The sequence below is a fragment of the Streptomyces sp. NPDC057307 genome, assembly GCF_042667665.1.
Lineage (GTDB): Bacteria > Actinomycetota > Actinomycetes > Streptomycetales > Streptomycetaceae > Streptomyces.
The window spans coordinates 52,924-72,600 of the sequence record NZ_JBHUZM010000018.1 but is presented as its reverse complement, the minus strand read 5'-3'; the positions used below and the strand labels follow the sequence as shown (position 1 = coordinate 72,600).

Here is a 19,677-nt window from a genome sequence, read left to right as displayed (position 1 = left end):
CCAACGGGAGACGGAGACAGGGACGGAGACGGAGACACACGTGAGTGACGGACATCTGGAGGTCTGCGTCGTCGGCGGCGGACCCCGGGGCCTCTCGGTCCTGGAACGGCTCTGCGCCAACGCGCGCCGCCGCCTCCCGCCCGGCTCCACCCTCGTGGCGCACATCGTGGACCCGTACCGCCCCGGCGCCGGAAGCGTGTGGCGCACCGACCAGTCCCACCACCTGCTGATGAACACCGTCGCCTCACAGGTCACGCTGTTCACCGACGAGAGCGTGGGGATCGAGGGCGAACTCGCCCCCGGCCCCAGCCTGTTCGACTGGGCGGCCCGGCTCGGCACGGAGCCGGGGGAGGCGTACGACGACCAGGTCCGCGCCGAGGCCCGCGACCTCACCCCGGACTCCTACCCGACCCGCGCCTTCTACGGCCACTACCTGGAGTGGGTCTTCGGCCAGGTCGTCCGCACCGCGCCCGCGCACGTCCGCGTCGTCGTCCACCCGGGACGGGCCGTCCGGCTGGACGGGGGCCCGGACGGCCCGCAGGCCGTGCTGCTCGCCGACGGCTCGCGTATCGAGGACCTGGACGCGGTCGTCCTCGCCCAGGGCCATCTCCCGGTCGTCGGCGGCCCCGGCGAGCGCGAACTGGCCGGCTTCGCGCGGGCCCACGCGCTGACGTACGTCCCGCCCGCCAACCCCGCCGACACCGACCTGTCCGCCGTCCGGCCCGGCGAGGCCGTCGCCCTGCGCGGACTCGGGCTGAACTTCTTCGACCATCTGACGCTGTTCACACTCGGCCGCGGCGGCACGTACACCCGCCGGGACGGCCGGCTCGTGTACGGCCCCTCGGGACGCGAACCGCGCCTGTACGCCGCCTCCCGGCGCGGCATCCCGTACCACTCGCGCGGCCGCAACCAGAAGGGCGCGCACGGCAGGCACATCCCGCGGGTCCTCACCCCGGCGGAGCTGGAGCGGCTGCGTACCGCCGCCCGGCTCGGCGGCGGCCTCGACTTCGGCCGCGACCTCTGGCCGCTGATCGCCAAGGAGGTCGAGACCGTCCACTACACGGCGCTGCTCGCCCGGCGCGTCGGCGAGCACGAGGCGGGCCGGTTCGCGGACCGGTATCTGACCCCGGCCTGGGGGTCGGCCGAGGAGTCCGACCTGCTCGACGCGTACGGCATCGGCCCCGACGACCACTGGGACTGGAAGTACCTCTCCGCGCCCCACGCCGACCGGGGCTTCCGGGGCCCGGCGGACCACCGCGACTGGCTGCTGGACCTGCTGCGCCGGGATCTCGCCGAGTCCGACGCGGGCAACGTCGACGGCCCCCTCAAGGCCGCGCTCGACGTGCTGCGCGACCTGCGCAACGAGATCCGGCTGGTGGTGGACCACGGCGGACTCACCGGCGGCTCGCACCGCGACGACCTGGAGCGCTGGTACACCCCGCTCAACGCCTTCCTGTCCATCGGCCCGCCCGCGATACGGATCGAGCAGATGATCGCCCTGATCGAGGCCGGGGTGCTGACCGTCCTCGGCCCCGGCCTGCGCGTCGGCACCGACCCCGGCCGGGGCGCCTTCACCGTCGAGGCGCCCGCCGTGCCCGGCTCCCTGACGCACGTCACCACCCTGGTCGAGGCCCGCCTGCCCGAGCCCGACCTGCGCCGGACGGCCGACCCGCTGCTGACGGACCTGCTGGCCACCGGGCAGTGCCGCCCCTACGCGATAGCCGACCCACGGCTCGGCGCGTACGAGACCGGCGGCCTCGCCGTCACCCCCCGGCCGTACCGGCTCGTCGACGCCGAGGGCCGCGCGCATCCCAGGCGCTTCGCCTACGGTGTGCCGACCGAATCGGTGCACTGGGCGACCGCCGCCGGGGTCCGCCCCGGCGTCAACTCCGTGACACTGGGAGACTCCGACGCCATCGCGCTCGCGGTACTGGCCCTGCCCACGGGCCCGCCACGGCCGCCGGTGCCGGATCATCAGAGGTCCAAGGCGACGTGAAATCGCCATCTCTCAGCAGTCTTTGACGGGGGATCAGATATGACGACCGACCAGTTCGCCGCAGACACGGGGCTGTTCTCCCCGGTCCGGGCCGGCACCCCGGCCGAGGCCGCCACCACCGACGCCGCGTGCCTCCAGGCCATGCTCGACACCGAGGCGGCCCTGGCCCGCGTCCAGGCCCGGCTCGGCGCCGTACCCGAGTCCGCCGCCCGCGCCATCGGCGCGGCCGCGCGGGCCGAGCACTTCGACCTGTACGACCTGGCGGTGCGCTCACGCGGCGCCGCCAACCCGGTCGTGCCGCTCGTACGACAGCTCACCGCGCTGGTCGCCGCCCAGGACCCCGACGCCGCGCACAGCGTCCACCAGGGCTCCACCAGCCAGGACATCCTCGACACCGGCCTCATGCTGGTCGCCGCGCGCACCCTGGACCTCGTCCTGGCCGACCTGGACCGCACCGCCGACGCGCTGGCCCGCCTCGCCGCCCGGCACCGCGACACCCTCATGGCCGCCCGCACCCTCGGCCAGCACGCCGTACCGACCACCTTCGGCCTCAAGGCGGCCGGCTGGCTGCAAGGCGTACTCGACGCGCGCGACCGGCTGCGCCGGGTGCGCGGCGAGGGGCTGCCGGTCCAACTCGGCGGCGCCGCGGGCACGATGGCCGGATATCTGGAGTACGCGCTCCTGCACGTACCGGACGCCGCCGACGACGGAGGCGCGCGGTACATCCAGGAGCTGCCGGCCGCGCTCGCCACCGAGCTGGGCCTCACCGAACCGCTCGTGCCCTGGCACACCGTCCGTACCCCCCTCGCCGACCTCGGCGCGGCGCTCGCCCTGCTGACCGGCGCCCTCGGCTCCGTCGCGGCGGACGTCCAGCTGCTGTCCCGCACCGAGTCGGGCGAGGTCGCGGAGCCGGCCGCCGAGGGCCGGGGCACGTCCTCCGCCATGCCGCACAAGCGCAACCCCGCCCTCTCGGCGCTGATCCGCTCCGCCGCCTACCAGGTGCCCTCCCTCGTCGGCACCCTCATGCAGGTGTCGGTCCACGACGACGAACGGCCCGCCGGCGCCTGGCACGCCGAATGGCTGCCGCTGCGCGACTGCCTGCGCCTGGCCGGCGGCGCGGCGCACACCGCCGCCGAGCTGACCGAGGGCCTGACCGTCCACGAGGACCGGATGCGGGCCAACCTCGACCTCACCGGCGGCCTGGTCGTCTCCGAACGGCTCGCGGCCCTGCTCTCCGTGGAACTCGGCAGGGCCGAGGCGAAGACCCTGCTCGCCCAGGTCTCGGCCGAGGCGGCCACCACCGGCCGCCCCCTCGCGGACGTCCTGGCCGAGGCCCCGGCCCTCACCGGCCGCCGATCGGCCGACGACCTCAGGAAACTGGCCGACCCGGCGCACTACACCGGGGCGGCGGGCCAGTTGGTGGACCGGGTCCTGGGGCGCTTCCACCTCGATCGGCCGACGGGCTGAGCCCGTCCCGGCACTCAACTCGCTTGTCAAGATCGAGCCCTATGTAAGGATGAGCCAGTCGCCCGGCAATGGGCCGCGCGGCCCGTACGACTCCCTTCCCTGGATGGTCTTGGATGCAGAGCTCTCAGCGTCGTATCGTCCGAACCGCGCCTCTTCCCGCCGCAGATGAGTCCGTTTCGCGTCCGCAGCACAGCGACCTCTTCCTGGAGGCGCACTACACCATCGACCTTCCCCCCCTCGACGACGAGGCGGACTTCGACGGCACCACCGTCCCCGACCCCGGCGCCTACCGGGGAGGGCGCCCGCATGCCGCCGGATGAGAAGGGCCAGGACGACGGGCCGGACGTCCTTCTGGACGGGCTGACCGTCGACGACCGGAACCCCGAGCAGCCCGTCCTGCTCGACAAGTCCGGCCGCCCCGTACAGACATGGCGGCAGAACTACCCGTACGACCAGAAGATGCGCCGCCGCGAGTACGAGCGGACGAAGCGCACGCTCCAGATCGAACTGCTCAAGTTCCAGCGCTGGGTGAAGGACACCGGCCGACGGGTGGTGGTGGTCTGCGAGGGCCGGGACGCGGCGGGCAAGGGCGGCACCATCCAGCGGTTCACCGAGCGGCTCAACCCGCGTGGTGCCCGCGTGGTGGCCCTGGAGAAGCCCACCGAGCGAGAAGCGGGGCAGTGGTACTTCCAGCGGTACGTGGCGCATCTGCCGTCCGCCGGGGAGATCGTCTTCTTCGACCGCTCCTGGTACAACCGGGCCGGCGTCGAGCGGGTGATGGGCTTCTGTACGCCGGAGGAGTACGAGCACTTCCTGCGCCAGGCGCCCCAGTTCGAGCGGATGCTCACCGACGACGGCGTCCTGCTCGTGAAGTTCTGGTTCTCGGTCTCGCACGACGAGCAGCGCACGCGCTTCGCGATCCGCCAGATCGACCCCGTACGGCAGTGGAAGCTCTCGCCCACCGACCTCGCGTCGCTGGACCTCTGGGACGCGTACACCGCCGCGAAGGTCGACATGTTCCGGGCCACCGACACGGCGCACGCGCCCTGGAGCGTGGTCAAGAACAACGACAAGAAGCGGGGGCGGCTGGAGGCCATGCGCAGCTTGCTGTGGCGGATGGACTACGACCGGAAGGACGAGGAACTCCTCGGCGTACCCGACCCGCTCATCGTGGGCCCGGCCGACACCCTGCTCGAAGAGGGCGAGGAGAGCACCGACCTGTCCCCGACCCCGCTCGCCGCCCACACCCACGGCCCCGGCGACCACCCGGCGGAGCCCACGAGCTGAACGCGGGGCGGGGGTCGGGGGGCGGGGGCTTCTCGGAGACGCGAGGGTGTCCCAGATCCGCGCCGGTGGCTCAGAGGTAGCGGCGGATCGGGACCACGGACGCCTCCCGGGCCCGCTGCGCCAGCGAGCGGCGCTTCCAGCGGCGCGGACAGATCGGCTCGCTCACCGTCAGATCCTCCTCGAAGTGGCCGTCCAGCTCGGCCGTGAAGGACTCGTCCAGTACGGCGAGCATGACCTCCTCGTCGTGGTCCAGCGAACGCCGGTTGAAGTTGGTGGACCCGATCAGTGAGGCGATCGAGTCGACGGTGATGACCTTCGCGTGCATCATCGTCGGCTGGTACTGGTAGATCTTCACGCCGCACGCCGTCAGGTCCTCGTAGTACCGCTGTCCGGCCAGCAGACAGACCCGCTTGTCCGTGTGCGGCCCCGGCAGCAGGATCTCCACCGAGACTCCGCGCCGGGCCGTCGCGCACAGCAGCTTCACGAAGTACTCGTCCGGCGCGAAGTACGCCGTCGCCAGCCGTACGCGCTCCTCCGCCGATTCCAGCATCACCCGGATCAGGGTCTGCATGTCCTGCCAGCCGAAGCTGGCCGACCCACGCACCACCTGCACGATCGCCTCGCCGTGCGTGGACTGCTCCACGAACCGGTCCCGCTCGTCGAACATCTCCTGGTGGCACTCCGCCCAGTTCTGGGTGAACGCGGCGGCGATCCCGTCCACCGCGGCCCCCTGGACACGGACGTGCGTGTCGCGCCACTCGCTCTCGTTCCGCGCGTCGCCGCACCACTCCTCGGCGATGCCCACACCACCGGTGAACGCGGTCGTCTCGTCCACGACGAGCACCTTGCGGTGGCAGCGGTGGTTCTGCTTGAGGGGCGACAGATACAGCGGCTTGCGGAACCAGGCCACCCGCACCCCGGCCCGCTCCATCGCCTCCAGCTGGTCCTTCTCGATGAGCCGGCTGCCGAAGCCGTCGAGCAGCAGCCGCACGCGCACCCCGGCGCGCGCCCGCTCGCCGAGCGCCTGCGCGAACTCGTGGGCGATGTCGCCGCGCCAGTAGACGAACGTCATCATGTCGATGGTGTGCCGGGCGCCGCGGATGCTCTCCAGCATCGACGCGAAGATCTCGTCGCCGTTCCGCAGCGGGACGAGCGCGTTGCCCTCGGTCATGGCGATGCCGATCAGCCGCTCCAGGCGCCGCCGTATGCGCCGGATCTTCTCGGTGGTCATCGGGTCACCGTCGCCGATCTGACCGATGCCGCTCTGGCCGTCACCGCTCTGACCGTCACCGATCTGACCGGCCGGGAGCACGGCGGCGGGGAGAACAGACGTGTGCTGATCAAGGGAGGAACCCCTTTCGGGTCGCGTCGGGTCGCATCGGATCCTGGGCGTGTCTCCACGCCCTACGACCGGGTGCCCCTCTCCCGACCCGCCACGCTGTGTTCAGAAACGCATTCCGCCCACGGTGGTGAGGAACTTCTCGATGAGCCGGACGTCCTTCACACCCCGGCTGCTCTCCACCCCGCTGGACACGTCGACGCCCCACGGCAGCAGCGCCGTCGCGGCGTCCACGACGTTGTCCGGCGAGAGCCCGCCCGACAGCACCCACGACCCCGTCGGCCGCTCCGGCAGCGACTCCGGGGACCAGCGCTCGCCCGAGCCCGGCCGGGGTGAGTCGATGATGAGCAGGTCCTCGCCGTACGCGCCCGCCGTCAGCGGATCGCCCGACGCCGGCGAGGTGGCGCGGATCAGCCGGAATCCGTCGGCGCGCAGCGCGGCGAAGAACTCGGGCGGTTCCCCGCCGTGCAGTTGGACGGTGTCCGCGCCCGCCTCGGCCGCCGCCCGGCGCACCTCCTCCAGCGGCTCACCGCGGAAGACCGCCACCTTGGCGATGCCCGGCGGCACGAGCGCGGCGAGCGGACGGGCCTCGGCGGGGGACAGCCGCCGGGGGCTCGTCGTCAGGATGAACCCGACGGCGGAGGTCCCGCCGGCCACGGCGGCCTCGACCTCGGCGGGCTTCCGCAGACCGCAGACCTTGACGTACAAGTGGTGCAACTGGAGCTCCTCGCTCGACGGACCTGATGCGAGGGTACGAAGAAAGCGAGCCGTACGTTGCCGCACACCGCCGCCCTGACCGCCCCCGGGGCGCCCTTCGAGGTCGTACGCGCCGAGAACGGCTCGCTCATGTACGCGGACGGACCGCGCACCCTGCGGGAGTTCGTCGAGACGACCTGGGCTTACGGGGAGCGGCCCTTCCTCGTCGGCGGCGACGGGGCCCACCTCCTTACCTACGGTGATTTCTTCGCCGCCGCGACCATGCTGGCCAACCGTTTCGTGGACACCTACGGCCTGCGGCCGGGCGACCGGGCCGCCGTGGTGATGGGCGACCGGCCCGACTGGCAGAGCGCCTTCTGGGCCACGCAGCTCGCCGGGCTGGTCGCCGTACCGCTCGACGCGGCGTGGACCGGGGACGAGCTGGGCCGGGTGCTGGACCACTGCGCGCCCCGCGTGCTGCTCGTGGACGACGAGCGGCTGCCGGTCATCGCGGGGTGGGCGGAGCGCGAGCGCGTACGCGTCGTGGTCCTCGGCCCGGGGAAGCTGCCCGCGCCCGACCCGTACGCGGCCCCGCCGGACATCGAGATCCGGGCCGAGGACGACGCCACCCTCGTCTACGCGTCACCGGCGGACCCCCTGCGGGGCGCCGTCGCCACCCAGCTCGCGCAGGCGGGCGCCGCGATGGACGCCCGCTTCCGGGCCGCCGCCGACGCGCTCGGCCGCGGCGAACTGCCGGGCCTCGGCCCGGCCCCCGTCACGCGGCTCACACGCCCCTTCTCCGGCCCCGTCGCGCTCGCCCAGGTGTACGGCGCGATGGCGGCGGGCGGCGCGCTGGTCCTGGACGGCGCGGCGGAAGGGCCGGCGGAGCGGCCGGCGGAAGGGTCGGTGGAACCGTCCGAAGCGACGCTCCGGGCCACGCCCACCGCCGAGGGGCCCACCGTCGAGTCACGCGTCGTGGCGGAGACCGGCGAGCGGTGGCTGCGCGGTCAGTCGCTCCCGTACGCCTACTGGCGCGACGAGCGGGCCACCGCCGAGGCGTTCACCCCCGACGGCTGGTTCAGGACCGGCTGATCCGGACCCGGTAGCCGCCGTCCCCGCTCTTGCCGAGCACCGCCACGCTGACGCCGCTGTCCCGGTCCCGGAAGGTCTCCCCGGGCCCGTACGGCGCGTCCGACAGCTCCGCGTGCACGTTGGGCCGCCGCGTACACCCGCCGCTGCGCTCCTCGCTGTCGGAGACGGTCACCGGACCGCGCCCCGTGTCGACGTCGGACTCGACCCGGTAGATCAGCACGCCGGGCTTGCAGACGGCCTCGTCGTTGCCCGCGCGGGTGCGGACCTCGACGGCGAGGCCGGAGTCCTCGGAGAGCGGCACGAACGCGAGCTTGTGGCCGCCCTGTTCGGCGAGCGGGGTGAGGTCGTGCTCGCTCACGCCGGGGGCCGACGCGCAGCTGATCTGCTCGTTGTCGAGCCAGCCGAGCTTCCACTTGTGCCAGCCCAGCAGGTCGTTGTTGGCCCCCCAGTCCTCGGACATGATGTCCCAGTGCCCGACCGTGCCGCCGCCGTCCATCGTGTAGAGGTCGGGGAGGCCGAAGACATGGCCGTTCTCGTGCGGCAGGACCCGGTAGCCGGTCCGCGCGTACGACCCCGAGCCGTCGTCCTGCCTGCTGTAGACGAAGGACGTGTTGGAGAGCGGGACGCCGTCCGCCTTCGGGGCCTCGCCGTTGCCGGAGAACGTCACGGACAGGACGGTGTCGAGGGCCGAGGGGCCGGCGTTGGGGGTGACGAGGATGTTGACCAGGTCGTACTCGCCGAAGTCCACCTCGGGGTCGGCCGCCGTCACGATGTCCTGGACGAGGCGCCGGTAGCCGGGCTCGTACGGCGCGCCGCGCTCTATCCCGTACTCCTCGAACGGCAGCGGCATCCGCAGCCAGTCCTTCAGGGGGGCCTCGGGCCGGTAGTCGAGCCGCCCGTACGAGCTGGTGCGGAACCACTGCGACGTCTGCGGGAAGAACTCGCCGAGCCGGTCGGCGGCGCTGCCGGGACCCGGCGCGTCCGAGAAGTCGACCATCAGGTTGAGCGCGCGGACCGTGCCGGTGGAGCGGGAGTAGCCGGCGGGGGTGGGCACGCCCTCGGACATCTGGACGCCGGTGGCGGTGGCGATACGGCACGGGGCGAGCGTCGCGTCGTGCGCGGTGGAGACCGGGCCGGCGGAGGCGCGGGTGGGGAGCGGGAGGGTCGCGCTGGCGGTGGTGAGGGCGGCGAGGGTCAGGGCGGCGAGCGCGGCGAGTGCACCGAGCCGACGGGGTCTGGCATGGCGGCCGTGACCTGCGGTTCCGCGTATCCGACGGGTGTGCTTCATCGGCCGCCTTCGGGTCAGCGGCAGTCGTCCGTGCTGACTGCTCTCCGTCCGATCACACTGCGACGGGCGGCGTGTCGGCGCTCGCTGGGTGCGCCGATCGTGGGGTTTTCGTCGTGGGTGACCCAGCTCACACGCCCCGGTGAAATAACCGGGGACGGCTTCCCCGTTTGCACCCGTGTCAAGGAAAGCGGGGACACCTTCCCCACTTCCGTGAACAGAGCGAACCGAGTGACCCGAGTTGACCGAGGGAAGGGCCCGCCGTGACCACCGCTGCCGAATCCGATACGCGTCGCGTTCCGCGTCCGCGAGCGGACGCTCTGCGCAACCGGGAGCGCATCGTGGCGGCGGCCCGCGAGATCCTCGTGGAGTCGGGCCCGGACGTGCCGCTCGACGAGATCGCCCGGCGCGCCGGCGTCGGCAACGCGACTCTCTACCGACACTTCCCCGACCGTGCCGCGCTCGTCCTGGAGGTGGTGCACTCCGTCATGGCGCGCACCGCGGACCAGGCGGAGCGTGCCGCGGCCGAGGAGACCGACGCGTTCGTGGCGCTCAGCCGCTTCGTCCACGCGGCGGCCGACGAGCGGATCGGCGCCCTGTGCCCGCTCCTCTCCGGCAGTTTCAACGGAGACCTCCCTCACCTGCACGCGGCGCGCGAACGTCTCGAAGGGGCCGTGGAAGGTCTCATGGAGAAGGCGCGCGCGGCAGGCAGGCTGCGCACCGACGTCGCGGTCGGTGACCTGATGGTCGCGCTCTCCCAGCTCACCCGTCCGCTGCCCGGTATCGGCTGTCTGAACATCGACCGCTTCACGCACCGGCATCTACAGCTGTTCCTCGACGGTCTGGAGGCGCCCGCGCGCTCCGAGCTGCCGGGTGCGGCGGCGACTCTGGAGGACCTGCGGCACGGTCGATGACGACGTGTGACGCGCCCCCGGACCAAGAACTTCTGTCGACCACGTAACACCACTGCGTAACACCACTGCGTGACACCGGCACACAGGACCACTACGTCACGCCGCCGGCCTCGACCAAGCCGGGCGGCCACTCCCGAACCAGTAACGCGTAACCGCGCGTAGGGCCGACCAGTGCGTCCCCGCGCCCGTTATGAACTCTTCGTACGCATAGGCGGCCTCACCCATGTCAAAAACAGCCGAGACCCGGCTCCCGGACCCCCAGGTCCCCGATTCGGTCCCTGATCCCAACCGCTGGAAAGCCCTGGTGTTCATCGCCCTGGCCCAGCTGATGGTCGTGCTCGACGCGACGATCGTGAACATCGCGCTGCCCTCCGCCCAGCAGGACCTGGGCATATCGGACGGCAACCGCCAGTGGGTCATCACCGCCTACGCGCTCGCCTTCGGTGGTCTGCTGCTCTTCGGCGGACGTATCGCCGACCTGTGGGGACGTAAGCGCACCTTCACCGTCGGCCTGCTCGGCTTCGCCGCCGCGTCCGCCATCGGCGGCGCCGCGACCAGCGAGGCCATGCTGCTCGGCTCACGCGCCCTCCAGGGTGCGTTCGGCGCGCTTCTCGCGCCCGCCGCGCTCTCCCTGCTCGCCGTGACGTTCGGCGATCCCAAGGAGCGCGCCAAGGCGTTCGGCATCTTCGGCGCGATCGCCGGTGGCGGTGGCGCGGTCGGCCTGATCCTCGGCGGATTCCTCACCGAGTACCTGGACTGGCGCTGGACCTTCTTCGTCAACATCCCGTTCGCGATCGTGGCCGCCGTCGGCGCCTACTTCGTGATCCGGGAGCCCGCGGGCGGCCGTAACCGCAACCCGCTCGACATCCCCGGTGTCTTCCTGTCCACGCTCGGCCTGGTGGCGCTGGTGTACGGCTTCACGCGCGCCGAGTCCGAGGGCTGGTCCGACCCGACGACGATCGGCATGTTCGTCGCCTCGGCCGTACTGCTGGCCACGTTCGTCGCGGTGGAGGCACGGGTGAAGTCCCCGCTGCTGCCGCTGCGCGTCCTGATGGAGCGCAACCGCGGTGGTGTCTACCTCTCGCTGGGCCTGGCCATCATCGGCATGTTCGGTCTGTTCCTCTTCCTGACCTACTACCTCCAGGTCGTGAAGGGCTACTCGCCGGTCCAGACCGGCTTCGCGTTCCTGCCGATGATCGTGGGCATGATCACGGGCTCCACCCAGATCGGCGCCCGGCTGATGACCCGTGTGCCGCCGCGGCTGCTGATGGGCCCCGGCTTCCTGGTGGGCGCGACCGGCATGCTGCTGCTGACGCGGCTGTCGCTCGACACCTCGTACCCGGCTCTGATCCTGCCGGCGCTGCTGCTGCTCGGTCTCGGCATGGGTACGGCGTTCATGCCGGCCATGTCCCTCGCGACGCACGGCATCGAGCCGCGTGACGCGGGCGTCGCCTCGGCGATGGTCAACACCTCGCAGCAGGTCGGCGGCGCGATCGGTACGGCGCTGCTGAACACCGTGGCCGCCTCCGCCACCACCGCGTACGTCGCGGCGAACGCGGCGGGCGCGAACAACCCGAAGCTCCTGGAGCTGCAGGCGATGGTGCACGGCTACGCGAGTGCCATCTGGTGGGCGGTCGGCATCCTGGTCCTCGCGGCCGCGATCGCCTTCACGTTCATCAACACCGGCCGTCCGGGGAGCACCAAGGTGGCCAAGGGTGAGGGCGCCGACGCCTCGGCGGAGGACGTCCAGGTCCCGGTGGTCATGCACTGACGGTCCGGGCGGTGACCACCGGCCCTCGCCGGTGGTCACGCACCGACCCCTCGCCGGCGGTCACGCACCGACCCTCGGCAGCACGACGAGAACTGCCCTGGTGCCGCTGTTCCTCAGCGGCGCCAGGGCAGATCCGCGTCCGAACCGTCCGGCTGAAGGCCCTCCGCCAGCACCCGCATGATCTCCCCGAGCTGGGTCACCTGCTCGGGGCCGAGCCGGTCGAAGATCGCCTGCCGTACGGCGGAGACATGGCCAGGCGCGGAGTGCCTGAGTACCGCCTCGCCCGCGTCCGTGAGGATGGCGTTCTGCCCGCGCTTGTCGGAGGGGCAGTCCTCGCGGCGCACCCAGCCCTTCTTCTCCAGCCGGGCTATGGCGTGCGAGAGCCGGGACCGGGTGATCTTGGCGTTCTTGGCCAGCTGGGTCATCCGCAGCTGGCGGTGCGGGGCGCGGGCCAGATGCACGAGCAGCGCGTAGTAGATGTGCGGCATGCCGGCGTCACGCTGCAACTGGCGGTCGAGATGATCCTCCAGCAACGTGGTGGCCTGCAGATACGCCTGCCAGACGCCCTGCTCCTCGGCGCTGAGCCAGCGTGGCTGCCCGTCGCTCTCCATGCTCCCCACTGTACGTGCTCCTTGAAAGTTGAACTAGATGGAAGTAAGGTCCGGCTCAGTAAGTGCTTTAAGGTTCAAGTAGATCGTGACCGGCAGGGAGACGCCATGACCAGCACAGCGGAGCGCATGCCCGCCCTCTACCTCTCCCACGGCGCCCCGCCCCTCGCCGACGACCCCCTCTGGCCCGGACAGCTCGCCGCGTGGTCCGCCGACCTGCCGCGCCCCCGGGCGATCCTGATCGTCTCAGCCCACTGGGAGGAGGCACCGCTCGCCCTCGGTGCCACCGAGACCCTGCCGCTGGTGTACGACTTCTGGGGCTTCCCCGCGCACTACTACCAGGTGCGGTACGCCGCCCCCGGCGCCCCCGGCCTCGCCGACTCCGTCGAGAAGCTGCTGCGCGGCCCCGGCACCCCCGTACAGCGCGTCCCCGACCGCGGGCTCGACCACGGGGCGTACGTCCCGCTCGTCGAGATGTTCCCCGGCGCCGACATCCCCGTCCTCCAGATCTCCATGCCGACGCTCGACCCGCGCCAACTCCTCGCGATCGGCCGCAAGCTGGCCCCGCTGCGCGACGAGGGCGTCCTCGTCGTCGGCAGCGGCTTCTTCACCCACAACCTGGCCGCGCTGCGCCACGAGGGACCCGGAGTCCCGGGCTGGTCGGCCGAGTTCGACGCCTGGGGCCGGGAGGCGCTGCTGGCGCGCGACGTCGACGCGCTGCTCGACTTCGCCCACAAGTCCCCGGCCGGGCCGCTCGCCCACCCGCGTACCGAGCACTTCGCGCCGCTGTTCGTGACGCTCGGCGCGGCGGAGGACGAGCTGGACACCGTACGCAACGTCATCGACGGCTTCTGGATGGGGCTGGCCAAGCGGTCGGTCCAGTTCGGCTGATCCCTCTGATCCCTCGTCGGCCGATCGTCGGCCGATCCGTCGGCTGATCCGTCAGTGGTCGGTCCAATGGCAGACGGGTTCAGATAGGCAACGGTTCGACATCCCCTGGCCGACGGCACTTGACCGGGCAATCCGGGCTCCGTACGTTCCTGTGGTCTAGACATCCTGTTAGGGAGCGGCCATGCGGAAACATGTCATCGGGGCCCTTGTCGTCACCATGGCGCTCGGACTCTCTGCCTGCGGCAGCGGGGACTCGGGCGGGGACGGCGGCGAAACGTCGGGCAAGGGCAAGACCCTGACCGTATGGATCATGGAGGGGACCAACCCGGACCCCAAGCCCTTCTTCAACGAGGTCGCCGCGGCCTTCAAGAAGAAGACGGGCGCCACGGTCAAGGTCGAGTACCAGCAGTGGGCCACCGCGCAGAAGAAGTTCACCACCGCGATCGAGGGCGGACCCAGCCAGGTCCCCGACGTCGCCGAGGTCGGCACCACCTGGATCCCGCAGTTCGCCGAGACCGGCGGCCTCGTGGACGTGACCGACAAGGTGAAGGAATCCGGGCTGGGCGACGACCTGGTCGAGGGCCTGGCCGACGCGGGCACGCTGGACGGCAAGCAGTACGGCATGCCCTGGTACGCCGGTGTCCGCGGCCTCCTCTACCGCAAGGACATCTTCGAGAAGCACAACCTCAAGGCCCCGACCACCTGGAAGGAACTGCGCGACACCGCGCTGGTCCTGAAGGAGAAGGAGCCGGGCATGATCTCCTTCCCCGTCGCGGGCGGCGCGGAGATGTTCGCGACCCCGTTCATCTGGGGCGCCGGCGGCGAACTGGCCGTCGACGAGGGCGGCAAGTGGAAGTCCGGCATCAACTCCCCGGAGTCGGTCAAGGGCATCACGTACTACACCGACCTCGCGAAGAAGGACAAGCTGTCCCCGGCGAAGGTCACCACCTGGACCGAGAAGGAGGTGGCGACCGACTTCCAGAAGGGGAAGGTCGCCATGACCCTCTCCGGCAACTGGACGCCCAAGGCGTTCGTCCAGGCCGCCCCCGACCTTGAGGGCAAGCTCGCCGCGGCGCCCATCCCGGGTGAGACCGGCGGCATGAGCAAGTCCTTCCTGGGCGGCTCCTACCTCTCCACCTTCAAGGGCGAGAACCAGGACCTGGCCTGGGAGTACGTCAAGCTCGTCACCACCGGCGAGTTCGCCACCAAGTGGGCCGAGCAGACGAACTACTTCCCCGGTCAGAACTCCCTCCTCAAAGAGGTCCAGGCGAAGGCCGACCCGCTCGTCGCGCCGTTCGCCAAGCAGATGACCGAGGCCGGCGCGACCGTGCCCAAGACCCCCGCGTACGGCCAGATCCAGGCCACGCAGGTCGTCACGAAGATGATCCAGTCGATCCTGACGGACAAGCAGACCGTGCAGGAGGCCGCGGACCAGGCCGCCGAGGAGATGGACAAGATCTTTGCCTCCTGAGTCGCTCATCGAAGACTCGGCGCACGACGACGTGGCCGCGACGACCTCCTCCGTAAGGAAGTCGTCGCGGCCACGCGCCCCGCGTCCGGGCCCGACGCTGCGCCGCAAGCAGCTCGGTCGCACCACCCGCCCCTGGCTGCTGCTCCTGCCGTCCCTCGTGGTGCTGGCCGGTCTGCTCCTGTGGCCGCTGGTCAAGGTCGGCATCCTGTCCGTCCAGGACTACGAGGTGAAGTTCGGCGGCGGAGTCGGCACGTACACCGGCTTCGACCACTACAAGGACCTGCTCACCGACGGCGATCTGTGGCGCACGGTCCTGCCCAACACCGTGTTCTTCGCGGTCGCCTGCGTGGCTCTCACCGTCGCGCTCGGCACCCTCGCCGCCCTGCTGCTCCAGCGGCTCGGTACGACCTGGCGGGTCATCTGCTCCACCGCGATCATGGCGGCCTGGGCGATGCCCGCCGTCACCGGCACCTATGTCTGGGTGTGGCTGTTCTCGGCCGGCGACGGAATGATGAGCCAGCTCGCCGGCTCGCTCGGGCTCATCGACCCCGAGACCACCAACTGGTTCACCGAGCGGCTGTCCTTCTACGCCATCGCCACCCTCAACGTGGTGCACCACGGCTTCCCGTTCGTCGCCATCACCGTGCTCGCGGGGCTGCTGACCATCCCCAAGGAGCTGTACGAGGCGGGGATGATCGACGGCGCCAACGCCTGGCAGCGGTTCTGGAAGATCACCGTGCCCACCATCAAGCCGATCTTCCTCGTCGTCACCATCCTGTCGACCATCTGGGACTTCAAGGTCTTCACCCAGATCTATCTGATGCCGGGCGGCGCGGGCAGCAACGAAGAGGTCCTCAACCTGGGCGTGTGGTCCTACCAGCAGGCGTTCGCCCTGAACGACTACGGCGCGGGAGCGGCCACCGCCGTACTCCTCACCCTGCTCCTGCTGCTGATCACGATCGTCTACATCCGAACCCTCTTCAAGGAGAGTGACGAGCTGTGACCCGCACGACGACCGCCGGGCGGATCGGGCTCGCTGTCGCGGTGTTCGCGCTGCTGGTCTTCACGCTGTTCCCGGTGTACTGGATGGTCAGCACCGCGCTCGACCCCAACGCGATCACCCGTGGCGCCGACGTCCTGCCCAGCGGCATCAGCGGCGAGCACTTCAGCTACATCTTCGACCGGGGCAACTTCGGTCAGTTCCTGACCAATTCGATGATCGTCGGACTCGGCACCATCCTGGTCTCCGGGCTGCTGGCGCTGTTCGCCGCCGTGGCCGTCGCCCGCTTCCGGTTCCGGTTCCGCACCTCGGTGCTGATCATGGTGCTGATCGTGCAGATGGTCCCGCTGGAGGCGCTCGTCATCCCGCTCTTCCTCCAGATGCGGGACTACGAACTGCTCAACAGCCTCATCGGACTGACCGTCGTCTACATCGCGCTGTCACTGCCGTTCGCGATCTGGACGCTGCGCGGCTTCGTCGCGACGGTGCCCAAGGAGGTCGAGGAGGCCGCGTATCTGGACGGCTGCTCATGGCCGCGGATGTTCTGGTCCGTCCTGCTGCCGCTGGTCGCGCCCGGACTCGTCGCCACCAGCGTGTTCGCGTTCATCACCGCGTGGAACGAGTTCGTCTTCGCGTACACCTTCATGAAGGACGGCTCCAAGTACACGGCGGCCGTTGGCCTGTTCCAGTTCTTCGGCGAGAACTCCACGTCCTGGGGCCCGGTCATGGCCGGCTCCACCCTCATCACCCTGCCCGTGCTGATCTTCTTCATCATCGTGCAGCGGCGGCTGGCCTCCGGACTGGCGGCCGGGGCGGTCAAGGGATGACCGCCCGGGATTCCGCCGGAGGGGTCCTGCGCCTGGTCAACTCCGTCCTGCTGCCCGGCTTCCACGGCACCGAGCCGCCCCGGTGGCTGCTCGGCGCCGTGGACGACGGGCTGGCGGGCGTCGTGTACTTCGCGCACAACGTGCCCGACCCCGAGACCGCCGCGGCCCTCTCGGCGACCCTCTACGCCCGCCGCGCCGACCTGATCGTCGCGAGCGACGAGGAGGGCGGCGACGTCACCCGCCTGGAGGCCGCGACCGGCTCCTCGTACCCCGGCAACGGCGCCCTCGGCGAGGTCGACGACACCGACGTCACCGAACGGGTCGCCCGCGCCATCGGCCACGACCTGCGCGCGGCGGGCATCGGCCTGAACCTCGCGCCCGACGTGGACGTCAACGCCGACCCGGACAACCCGGTCATCGGCATACGCGCCTTCGGCTCGGACGCCGCCCTGGTGGCCCGGCACTCCGCCGCGTACGTCACGGGCCTGCAGTCCGCCGGTGTCGCGGCCTGCGCCAAGCACTTCCCCGGCCACGGCGACACGGCCGTCGACTCGCACCTGCGCGTGCCCCAGCTCGACGCCGACCTCGACCTGCTCCGGCGGCGCGACCTGCTGCCGTTCACCGCCGCGATCGAGGCCGGCAGCCGCTGTCTGATGACCGGGCACATCAAGGCCCTCCCCTTCGGGGAGGCACCGGCCTCACTGAACCCGGAGGCCGCCCGGCTGGCCCGGGAGGAGCTGGGCTTCACCGGCGCCATCGTCACCGACGCCCTCGACATGGGCGCCGTCCTCGCCGACCCGGGCTTCGGCCCCGCCTGCGTCCAGGCCGTGCTCGGCGGCGCCGACCTGCTGTGCCTGGGGAACCCGCAGAGCGCGGAGGCCGCCTCGCTCTCCTACGCGACGGCACGCGACGCGCTCCTCGACGCGGTCGCCTCCGGAGCGCTGCCCACGGAGCGTCTCGCGGAGGCCGGCCGCCGGGCCCGCGAGCTGGCCGAGTGGATCGTCGCCGCCCGTGCCACGCCGCCGCCTCCCAAGGAGGACGCGCTGCCGCTCGCCGTGGCCCGTACCGCACTGCGGGTACGCGGCAACGTGGCCCTCAGCTCGGCGCCGTACGTGATCGACCTGCGACAGCGCGTCAACCACGCGTCCGGCAGCCGCGCGCGGCACCTGAACCGGCTGCTGGCCGAGGCCATGCCAGGCCTGACCACCACCGGCGTACCCGCCGAAGGCCCGACCGCCGCCCGCGCGGACACCGCCCTCCAGGACTCCGACGGCCGCCCCCTGGTCGTCATCGCCAGGGAACCGCACCGGGACGCCGCCGAGCTCGCGCTGCTGCGCGAACTGGTCGCACGCCGCCCGGACGCGGTCGTCGTCCTCACCGGCTGGCCGCACGCCGTGGACGCGCTGGCGGCCAACACCGTCGTGACGTACGGCTCTGCCCGCGTCAACGCCCAGGCGGCCGTGGAGCGCCTCCTGGGCGGCACCCCGCACGGAGGCTGACCCGGCGGCCTACCGACCGCACGACGCCTCCGCAGGCCCCGGACCGCACCGGTCCGGGGCCTGCCGCGCGTGTGCGGGACCCGCGCGACCCGCAATGAGGTCAGAACGGACATCCTGAGCAACCTTTATGCGATGTGCGCCGTCTTCCGGGTAGGAGAGCGGGCACGGGCGGCGTTGTACGGGAGTGAAGGCGCGGTGTCGAAGGTGATCGGCGTCTCACGGATGAAGTGGTGGTAAATGTCCGTGCGCGCCGTCGGATCGTCCTCGATTCCGGTTCTGACCAGCACTTCCGCCCGGCTTGGCACTATGCGTCCCCCCTCGGTGGCGGGACAGGGTACTGCATGATCACAAAAATGAGTGCACGCCGTGGGAATTCTGTCCGGATTCCAGTCGTTGTTTCCAACGGATGCAGGGCACCCGAAAAGGTGTCGCGACCGACTTAGTAAGGGAGCTCGCATGGCAACCCGTGCCGTCGCCCGTCGCACCGCCACCGGTGGTTCGAAAGCGGCAAGCAGTGTTCGCGCCGTAGGCGGGGAGATCGCCGACCGCGACCTGGTCGGCATGTACCTCGACGAGATCGCGCGCACGCCGCTGCTCGACGCCGCCAAGGAGGTCGAGCTGTCCCAGACCATCGAAGCGGGTGTGTACGCACAGCAGATTCTTGACGGAGGCGTGGAGAGCGAGGGTGCCGGCGCGCAGCGCGAGGAGCTCGAAGCCCTCGTCGCCGCCGGTGAGCGCGCGAAGGACGTCTTCATACGCTCGAATCTCCGTCTCGTCGTCGCCGTGGCCCGCCGCTACCCGCGCAGTGGACTGCCTCTGCTCGACCTCATCCAGGAAGGCAACGCCGGCCTGGTGCGCGCGGTCGAGAAGTTCGACTACGCCAAGGGATTCAAGTTCTCCACCTACGCGACCTGGTGGATCCGCCAGGCCATCACCCGGTCCATCGCGGACCAGTCACGCACGATCAGGCTGCCCGTCCACCTCGTGGAGGAGCTCGGCCGTATCCGCAGGGTGCAGCGCGAGTTCAACCGTGAGAACGGGCGCGACCCCGACCCCACCGAGGTCGCCGCGGAGCTGGGCTCCAACGCCGCGCGTGTCACCGACGTACTGGACTGGGCCCGTGACCCGGTCAGTCTGAACATGTCGGTGGACGACGACGGCGACACCCAGTTCGGCGATCTGCTGGAGGACACCTCGGCGATCTCGCCCGAGCAGTCCGTCCTCACGCTGCTGCGCAGCGAGGAGCTGGAAGACCTGATCGGCAGGCTCGACCACCGCACGGCCTCCATCATCAAGATGCGGTACGGCATCGAGGACGGCCGGGAGCGGACGCTCACCGAGGTGGGCAAGCAGCACGGCCTGACCCGTGAGCGGATCAGGCAGATCGAGAAGCACGCCCTTCTCGAACTGAAGAAGATGGCACACGACGTGGGCTTCGAATCCGCGGCGTGAGGCCCTGAGCCAGGGGGACCGACTTCCCCCCGCTGAACGGAGTCCCGGTACCCACCCCCCCGGTGCCGGGACTCCTCACGTA

General features: G+C 71.2%; 17 protein-coding genes. 13 read left to right on the top strand and 4 right to left on the bottom strand.

Translation table 11 applies throughout. From position 1 onward, the window contains the following. Nucleotides 1-40: 40 nt before the first annotated feature. The 4 genes from ACFUN8_RS10210 (at nt 41) to ppk2 (ending at nt 4,750) form a co-directional block, all read left to right on the top strand. Nucleotides 41-1,996 carry an FAD/NAD(P)-binding protein gene (locus ACFUN8_RS10210; protein WP_383634187.1) on the top strand — a complete coding sequence of 652 codons (1,956 nt, stop codon included), beginning with the start codon at nt 41-43 and terminating at the stop codon, nt 1,994-1,996. Between the two features lie 39 nt (nt 1,997-2,035). Beyond that, the gene (gene pcaB, locus ACFUN8_RS10205; protein WP_383634185.1) at nt 2,036-3,463 is read left to right on the top strand and encodes a 3-carboxy-cis,cis-muconate cycloisomerase; all 1,428 of its coding nucleotides are present in this window, start codon (nt 2,036-2,038) and stop codon (nt 3,461-3,463) included. A 113-nt stretch (nt 3,464-3,576) separates the two neighbouring features. Further along, nucleotides 3,577-3,783, top strand: coding sequence for a hypothetical protein (locus ACFUN8_RS10200; RefSeq protein WP_383634183.1), 207 nt, complete (start codon nt 3,577-3,579; stop codon nt 3,781-3,783). Beyond that, the gene (gene ppk2, locus ACFUN8_RS10195; RefSeq protein WP_383634181.1) at nt 3,770-4,750 is read left to right on the top strand and encodes a polyphosphate kinase 2; all 981 of its coding nucleotides are present in this window, start codon (nt 3,770-3,772) and stop codon (nt 4,748-4,750) included. The genes ACFUN8_RS10200 and ppk2 overlap by 14 nt, the downstream gene beginning before the upstream one ends. A gap of 70 nt (nt 4,751-4,820) precedes the next feature. Here ppk2 and ACFUN8_RS10190 read toward each other — a convergent pair whose 3' ends face one another. Then, nucleotides 4,821-5,981, bottom strand: a complete 1,161-nt coding sequence (locus ACFUN8_RS10190; protein ID WP_383634223.1) for a phosphatidylserine/phosphatidylglycerophosphate/cardiolipin synthase family protein — start codon at nt 5,979-5,981, stop codon at nt 4,821-4,823. A gap of 213 nt (nt 5,982-6,194) precedes the next feature. Next, complete coding sequence (locus ACFUN8_RS10185) at nt 6,195-6,806, bottom strand: phosphoribosylanthranilate isomerase (RefSeq protein WP_383634179.1); 612 nt, start codon at nt 6,804-6,806, stop codon at nt 6,195-6,197. 57 nt (nt 6,807-6,863) lie between these two features. Here ACFUN8_RS10185 and ACFUN8_RS10180 point away from each other — a divergent pair, with 57 nt between their 5' ends. Continuing rightward, a complete protein-coding gene (locus ACFUN8_RS10180; protein ID WP_383634177.1) occupies nt 6,864-7,877 on the top strand; it encodes an AMP-binding protein in 1,014 nt (337 codons plus the stop codon). Here ACFUN8_RS10180 and ACFUN8_RS10175 read toward each other — a convergent pair. Next, nucleotides 7,864-9,165 (bottom strand): M6 family metalloprotease domain-containing protein, encoded by a 1,302-nt coding sequence (locus ACFUN8_RS10175; protein ID WP_383634175.1) that lies wholly within the window; start codon nt 9,163-9,165, stop codon nt 7,864-7,866. The two genes, ACFUN8_RS10180 and ACFUN8_RS10175, sit on opposite strands and share 14 nt — an antisense overlap. Before the next feature lie 260 nt (nt 9,166-9,425). On the opposite strand from ACFUN8_RS10175, the gene ACFUN8_RS10170 reads away from it, so the two are divergent. Together ACFUN8_RS10170 and ACFUN8_RS10165 are read left to right on the top strand one after the other, a co-directional pair. After that, entirely contained in the window at nt 9,426-10,076 is a 651-nt protein-coding gene (locus tag ACFUN8_RS10170) for a TetR/AcrR family transcriptional regulator (RefSeq protein ID WP_383634173.1), read from the top strand. A gap of 223 nt (nt 10,077-10,299) precedes the next feature. Then, nucleotides 10,300-11,847, top strand: a complete 1,548-nt coding sequence (locus tag ACFUN8_RS10165) for an MFS transporter (RefSeq protein ID WP_383634171.1) — start codon at nt 10,300-10,302, stop codon at nt 11,845-11,847. A 113-nt stretch (nt 11,848-11,960) separates the two neighbouring features. Here the strand turns inward: ACFUN8_RS10165 and ACFUN8_RS10160 are convergent, their stop codons facing one another. Then, on the bottom strand, nt 11,961-12,458 hold the full coding sequence (locus tag ACFUN8_RS10160) for a MarR family winged helix-turn-helix transcriptional regulator (protein ID WP_383634169.1): 498 nt from the start codon (nt 12,456-12,458) through the stop codon (nt 11,961-11,963). A gap of 105 nt (nt 12,459-12,563) precedes the next feature. Here ACFUN8_RS10160 and ACFUN8_RS10155 point away from each other — a divergent pair, with 105 nt between their 5' ends. The 6 genes from ACFUN8_RS10155 (at nt 12,564) to ACFUN8_RS10130 (ending at nt 19,595) form a co-directional block, all read left to right on the top strand. Further along, on the top strand, nt 12,564-13,346 hold the full coding sequence (locus tag ACFUN8_RS10155; RefSeq protein ID WP_383634167.1) for a dioxygenase: 783 nt from the start codon (nt 12,564-12,566) through the stop codon (nt 13,344-13,346). A 181-nt stretch (nt 13,347-13,527) separates the two neighbouring features. Further along, a complete protein-coding gene (locus tag ACFUN8_RS10150; RefSeq protein WP_383634165.1) occupies nt 13,528-14,817 on the top strand; it encodes a sugar ABC transporter substrate-binding protein in 1,290 nt (429 codons plus the stop codon). A 31-nt stretch (nt 14,818-14,848) separates the two neighbouring features. Beyond that, complete coding sequence (locus ACFUN8_RS10145) at nt 14,849-15,820, top strand: carbohydrate ABC transporter permease (protein WP_383634221.1); 972 nt, start codon at nt 14,849-14,851, stop codon at nt 15,818-15,820. Then, entirely contained in the window at nt 15,817-16,644 is an 828-nt protein-coding gene (locus tag ACFUN8_RS10140) for a carbohydrate ABC transporter permease (protein ID WP_383634163.1), read from the top strand. Before ACFUN8_RS10145 ends, ACFUN8_RS10140 begins: the two co-directional genes overlap by 4 nt. Then, nucleotides 16,641-18,143 (top strand): glycoside hydrolase family 3 N-terminal domain-containing protein, encoded by a 1,503-nt coding sequence (locus tag ACFUN8_RS10135; protein WP_383634161.1) that lies wholly within the window; start codon nt 16,641-16,643, stop codon nt 18,141-18,143. Before ACFUN8_RS10140 ends, ACFUN8_RS10135 begins: the two co-directional genes overlap by 4 nt. Before the next feature lie 456 nt (nt 18,144-18,599). Then, nucleotides 18,600-19,595 carry an RNA polymerase sigma factor RpoD/SigA gene (locus tag ACFUN8_RS10130; protein ID WP_383634159.1) on the top strand — a complete coding sequence of 332 codons (996 nt, stop codon included), beginning with the start codon at nt 18,600-18,602 and terminating at the stop codon, nt 19,593-19,595. Nucleotides 19,596-19,677 lie beyond the last annotated feature (82 nt).

Bases quoted from the DNA above. Each gene is read 5' to 3' on its own strand.
- pcaB (WP_383634185.1), top strand. From the start codon at position 2,036: ATGACGACCGACCAGTTCGCCGCAGACACGGGGCTGTTCTCCCCGGTC.
- ACFUN8_RS10200 (WP_383634183.1), top strand. From the start codon at position 3,577: ATGCAGAGCTCTCAGCGTCGTATCGTCCGAACCGCGCCTCTTCCCGCC.
- ppk2 (WP_383634181.1), top strand. From the start codon at position 3,770: ATGCCGCCGGATGAGAAGGGCCAGGACGACGGGCCGGACGTCCTTCTG.
- ACFUN8_RS10190 (WP_383634223.1), bottom strand. From the start codon at position 5,981: ATGACCACCGAGAAGATCCGGCGCATACGGCGGCGCCTGGAGCGGCTG.
- ACFUN8_RS10175 (WP_383634175.1), bottom strand. From the start codon at position 9,165: ATGAAGCACACCCGTCGGATACGCGGAACCGCAGGTCACGGCCGCCAT.
- ACFUN8_RS10165 (WP_383634171.1), top strand. From the start codon at position 10,300: ATGTCAAAAACAGCCGAGACCCGGCTCCCGGACCCCCAGGTCCCCGAT.
- ACFUN8_RS10160 (WP_383634169.1), bottom strand. From the start codon at position 12,458: ATGGAGAGCGACGGGCAGCCACGCTGGCTCAGCGCCGAGGAGCAGGGC.
- ACFUN8_RS10155 (WP_383634167.1), top strand. From the start codon at position 12,564: ATGACCAGCACAGCGGAGCGCATGCCCGCCCTCTACCTCTCCCACGGC.
- ACFUN8_RS10150 (WP_383634165.1), top strand. From the start codon at position 13,528: ATGCGGAAACATGTCATCGGGGCCCTTGTCGTCACCATGGCGCTCGGA.
- ACFUN8_RS10135 (WP_383634161.1), top strand. From the start codon at position 16,641: ATGACCGCCCGGGATTCCGCCGGAGGGGTCCTGCGCCTGGTCAACTCC.
- ACFUN8_RS10130 (WP_383634159.1), top strand. From the start codon at position 18,600: ATGGCAACCCGTGCCGTCGCCCGTCGCACCGCCACCGGTGGTTCGAAA.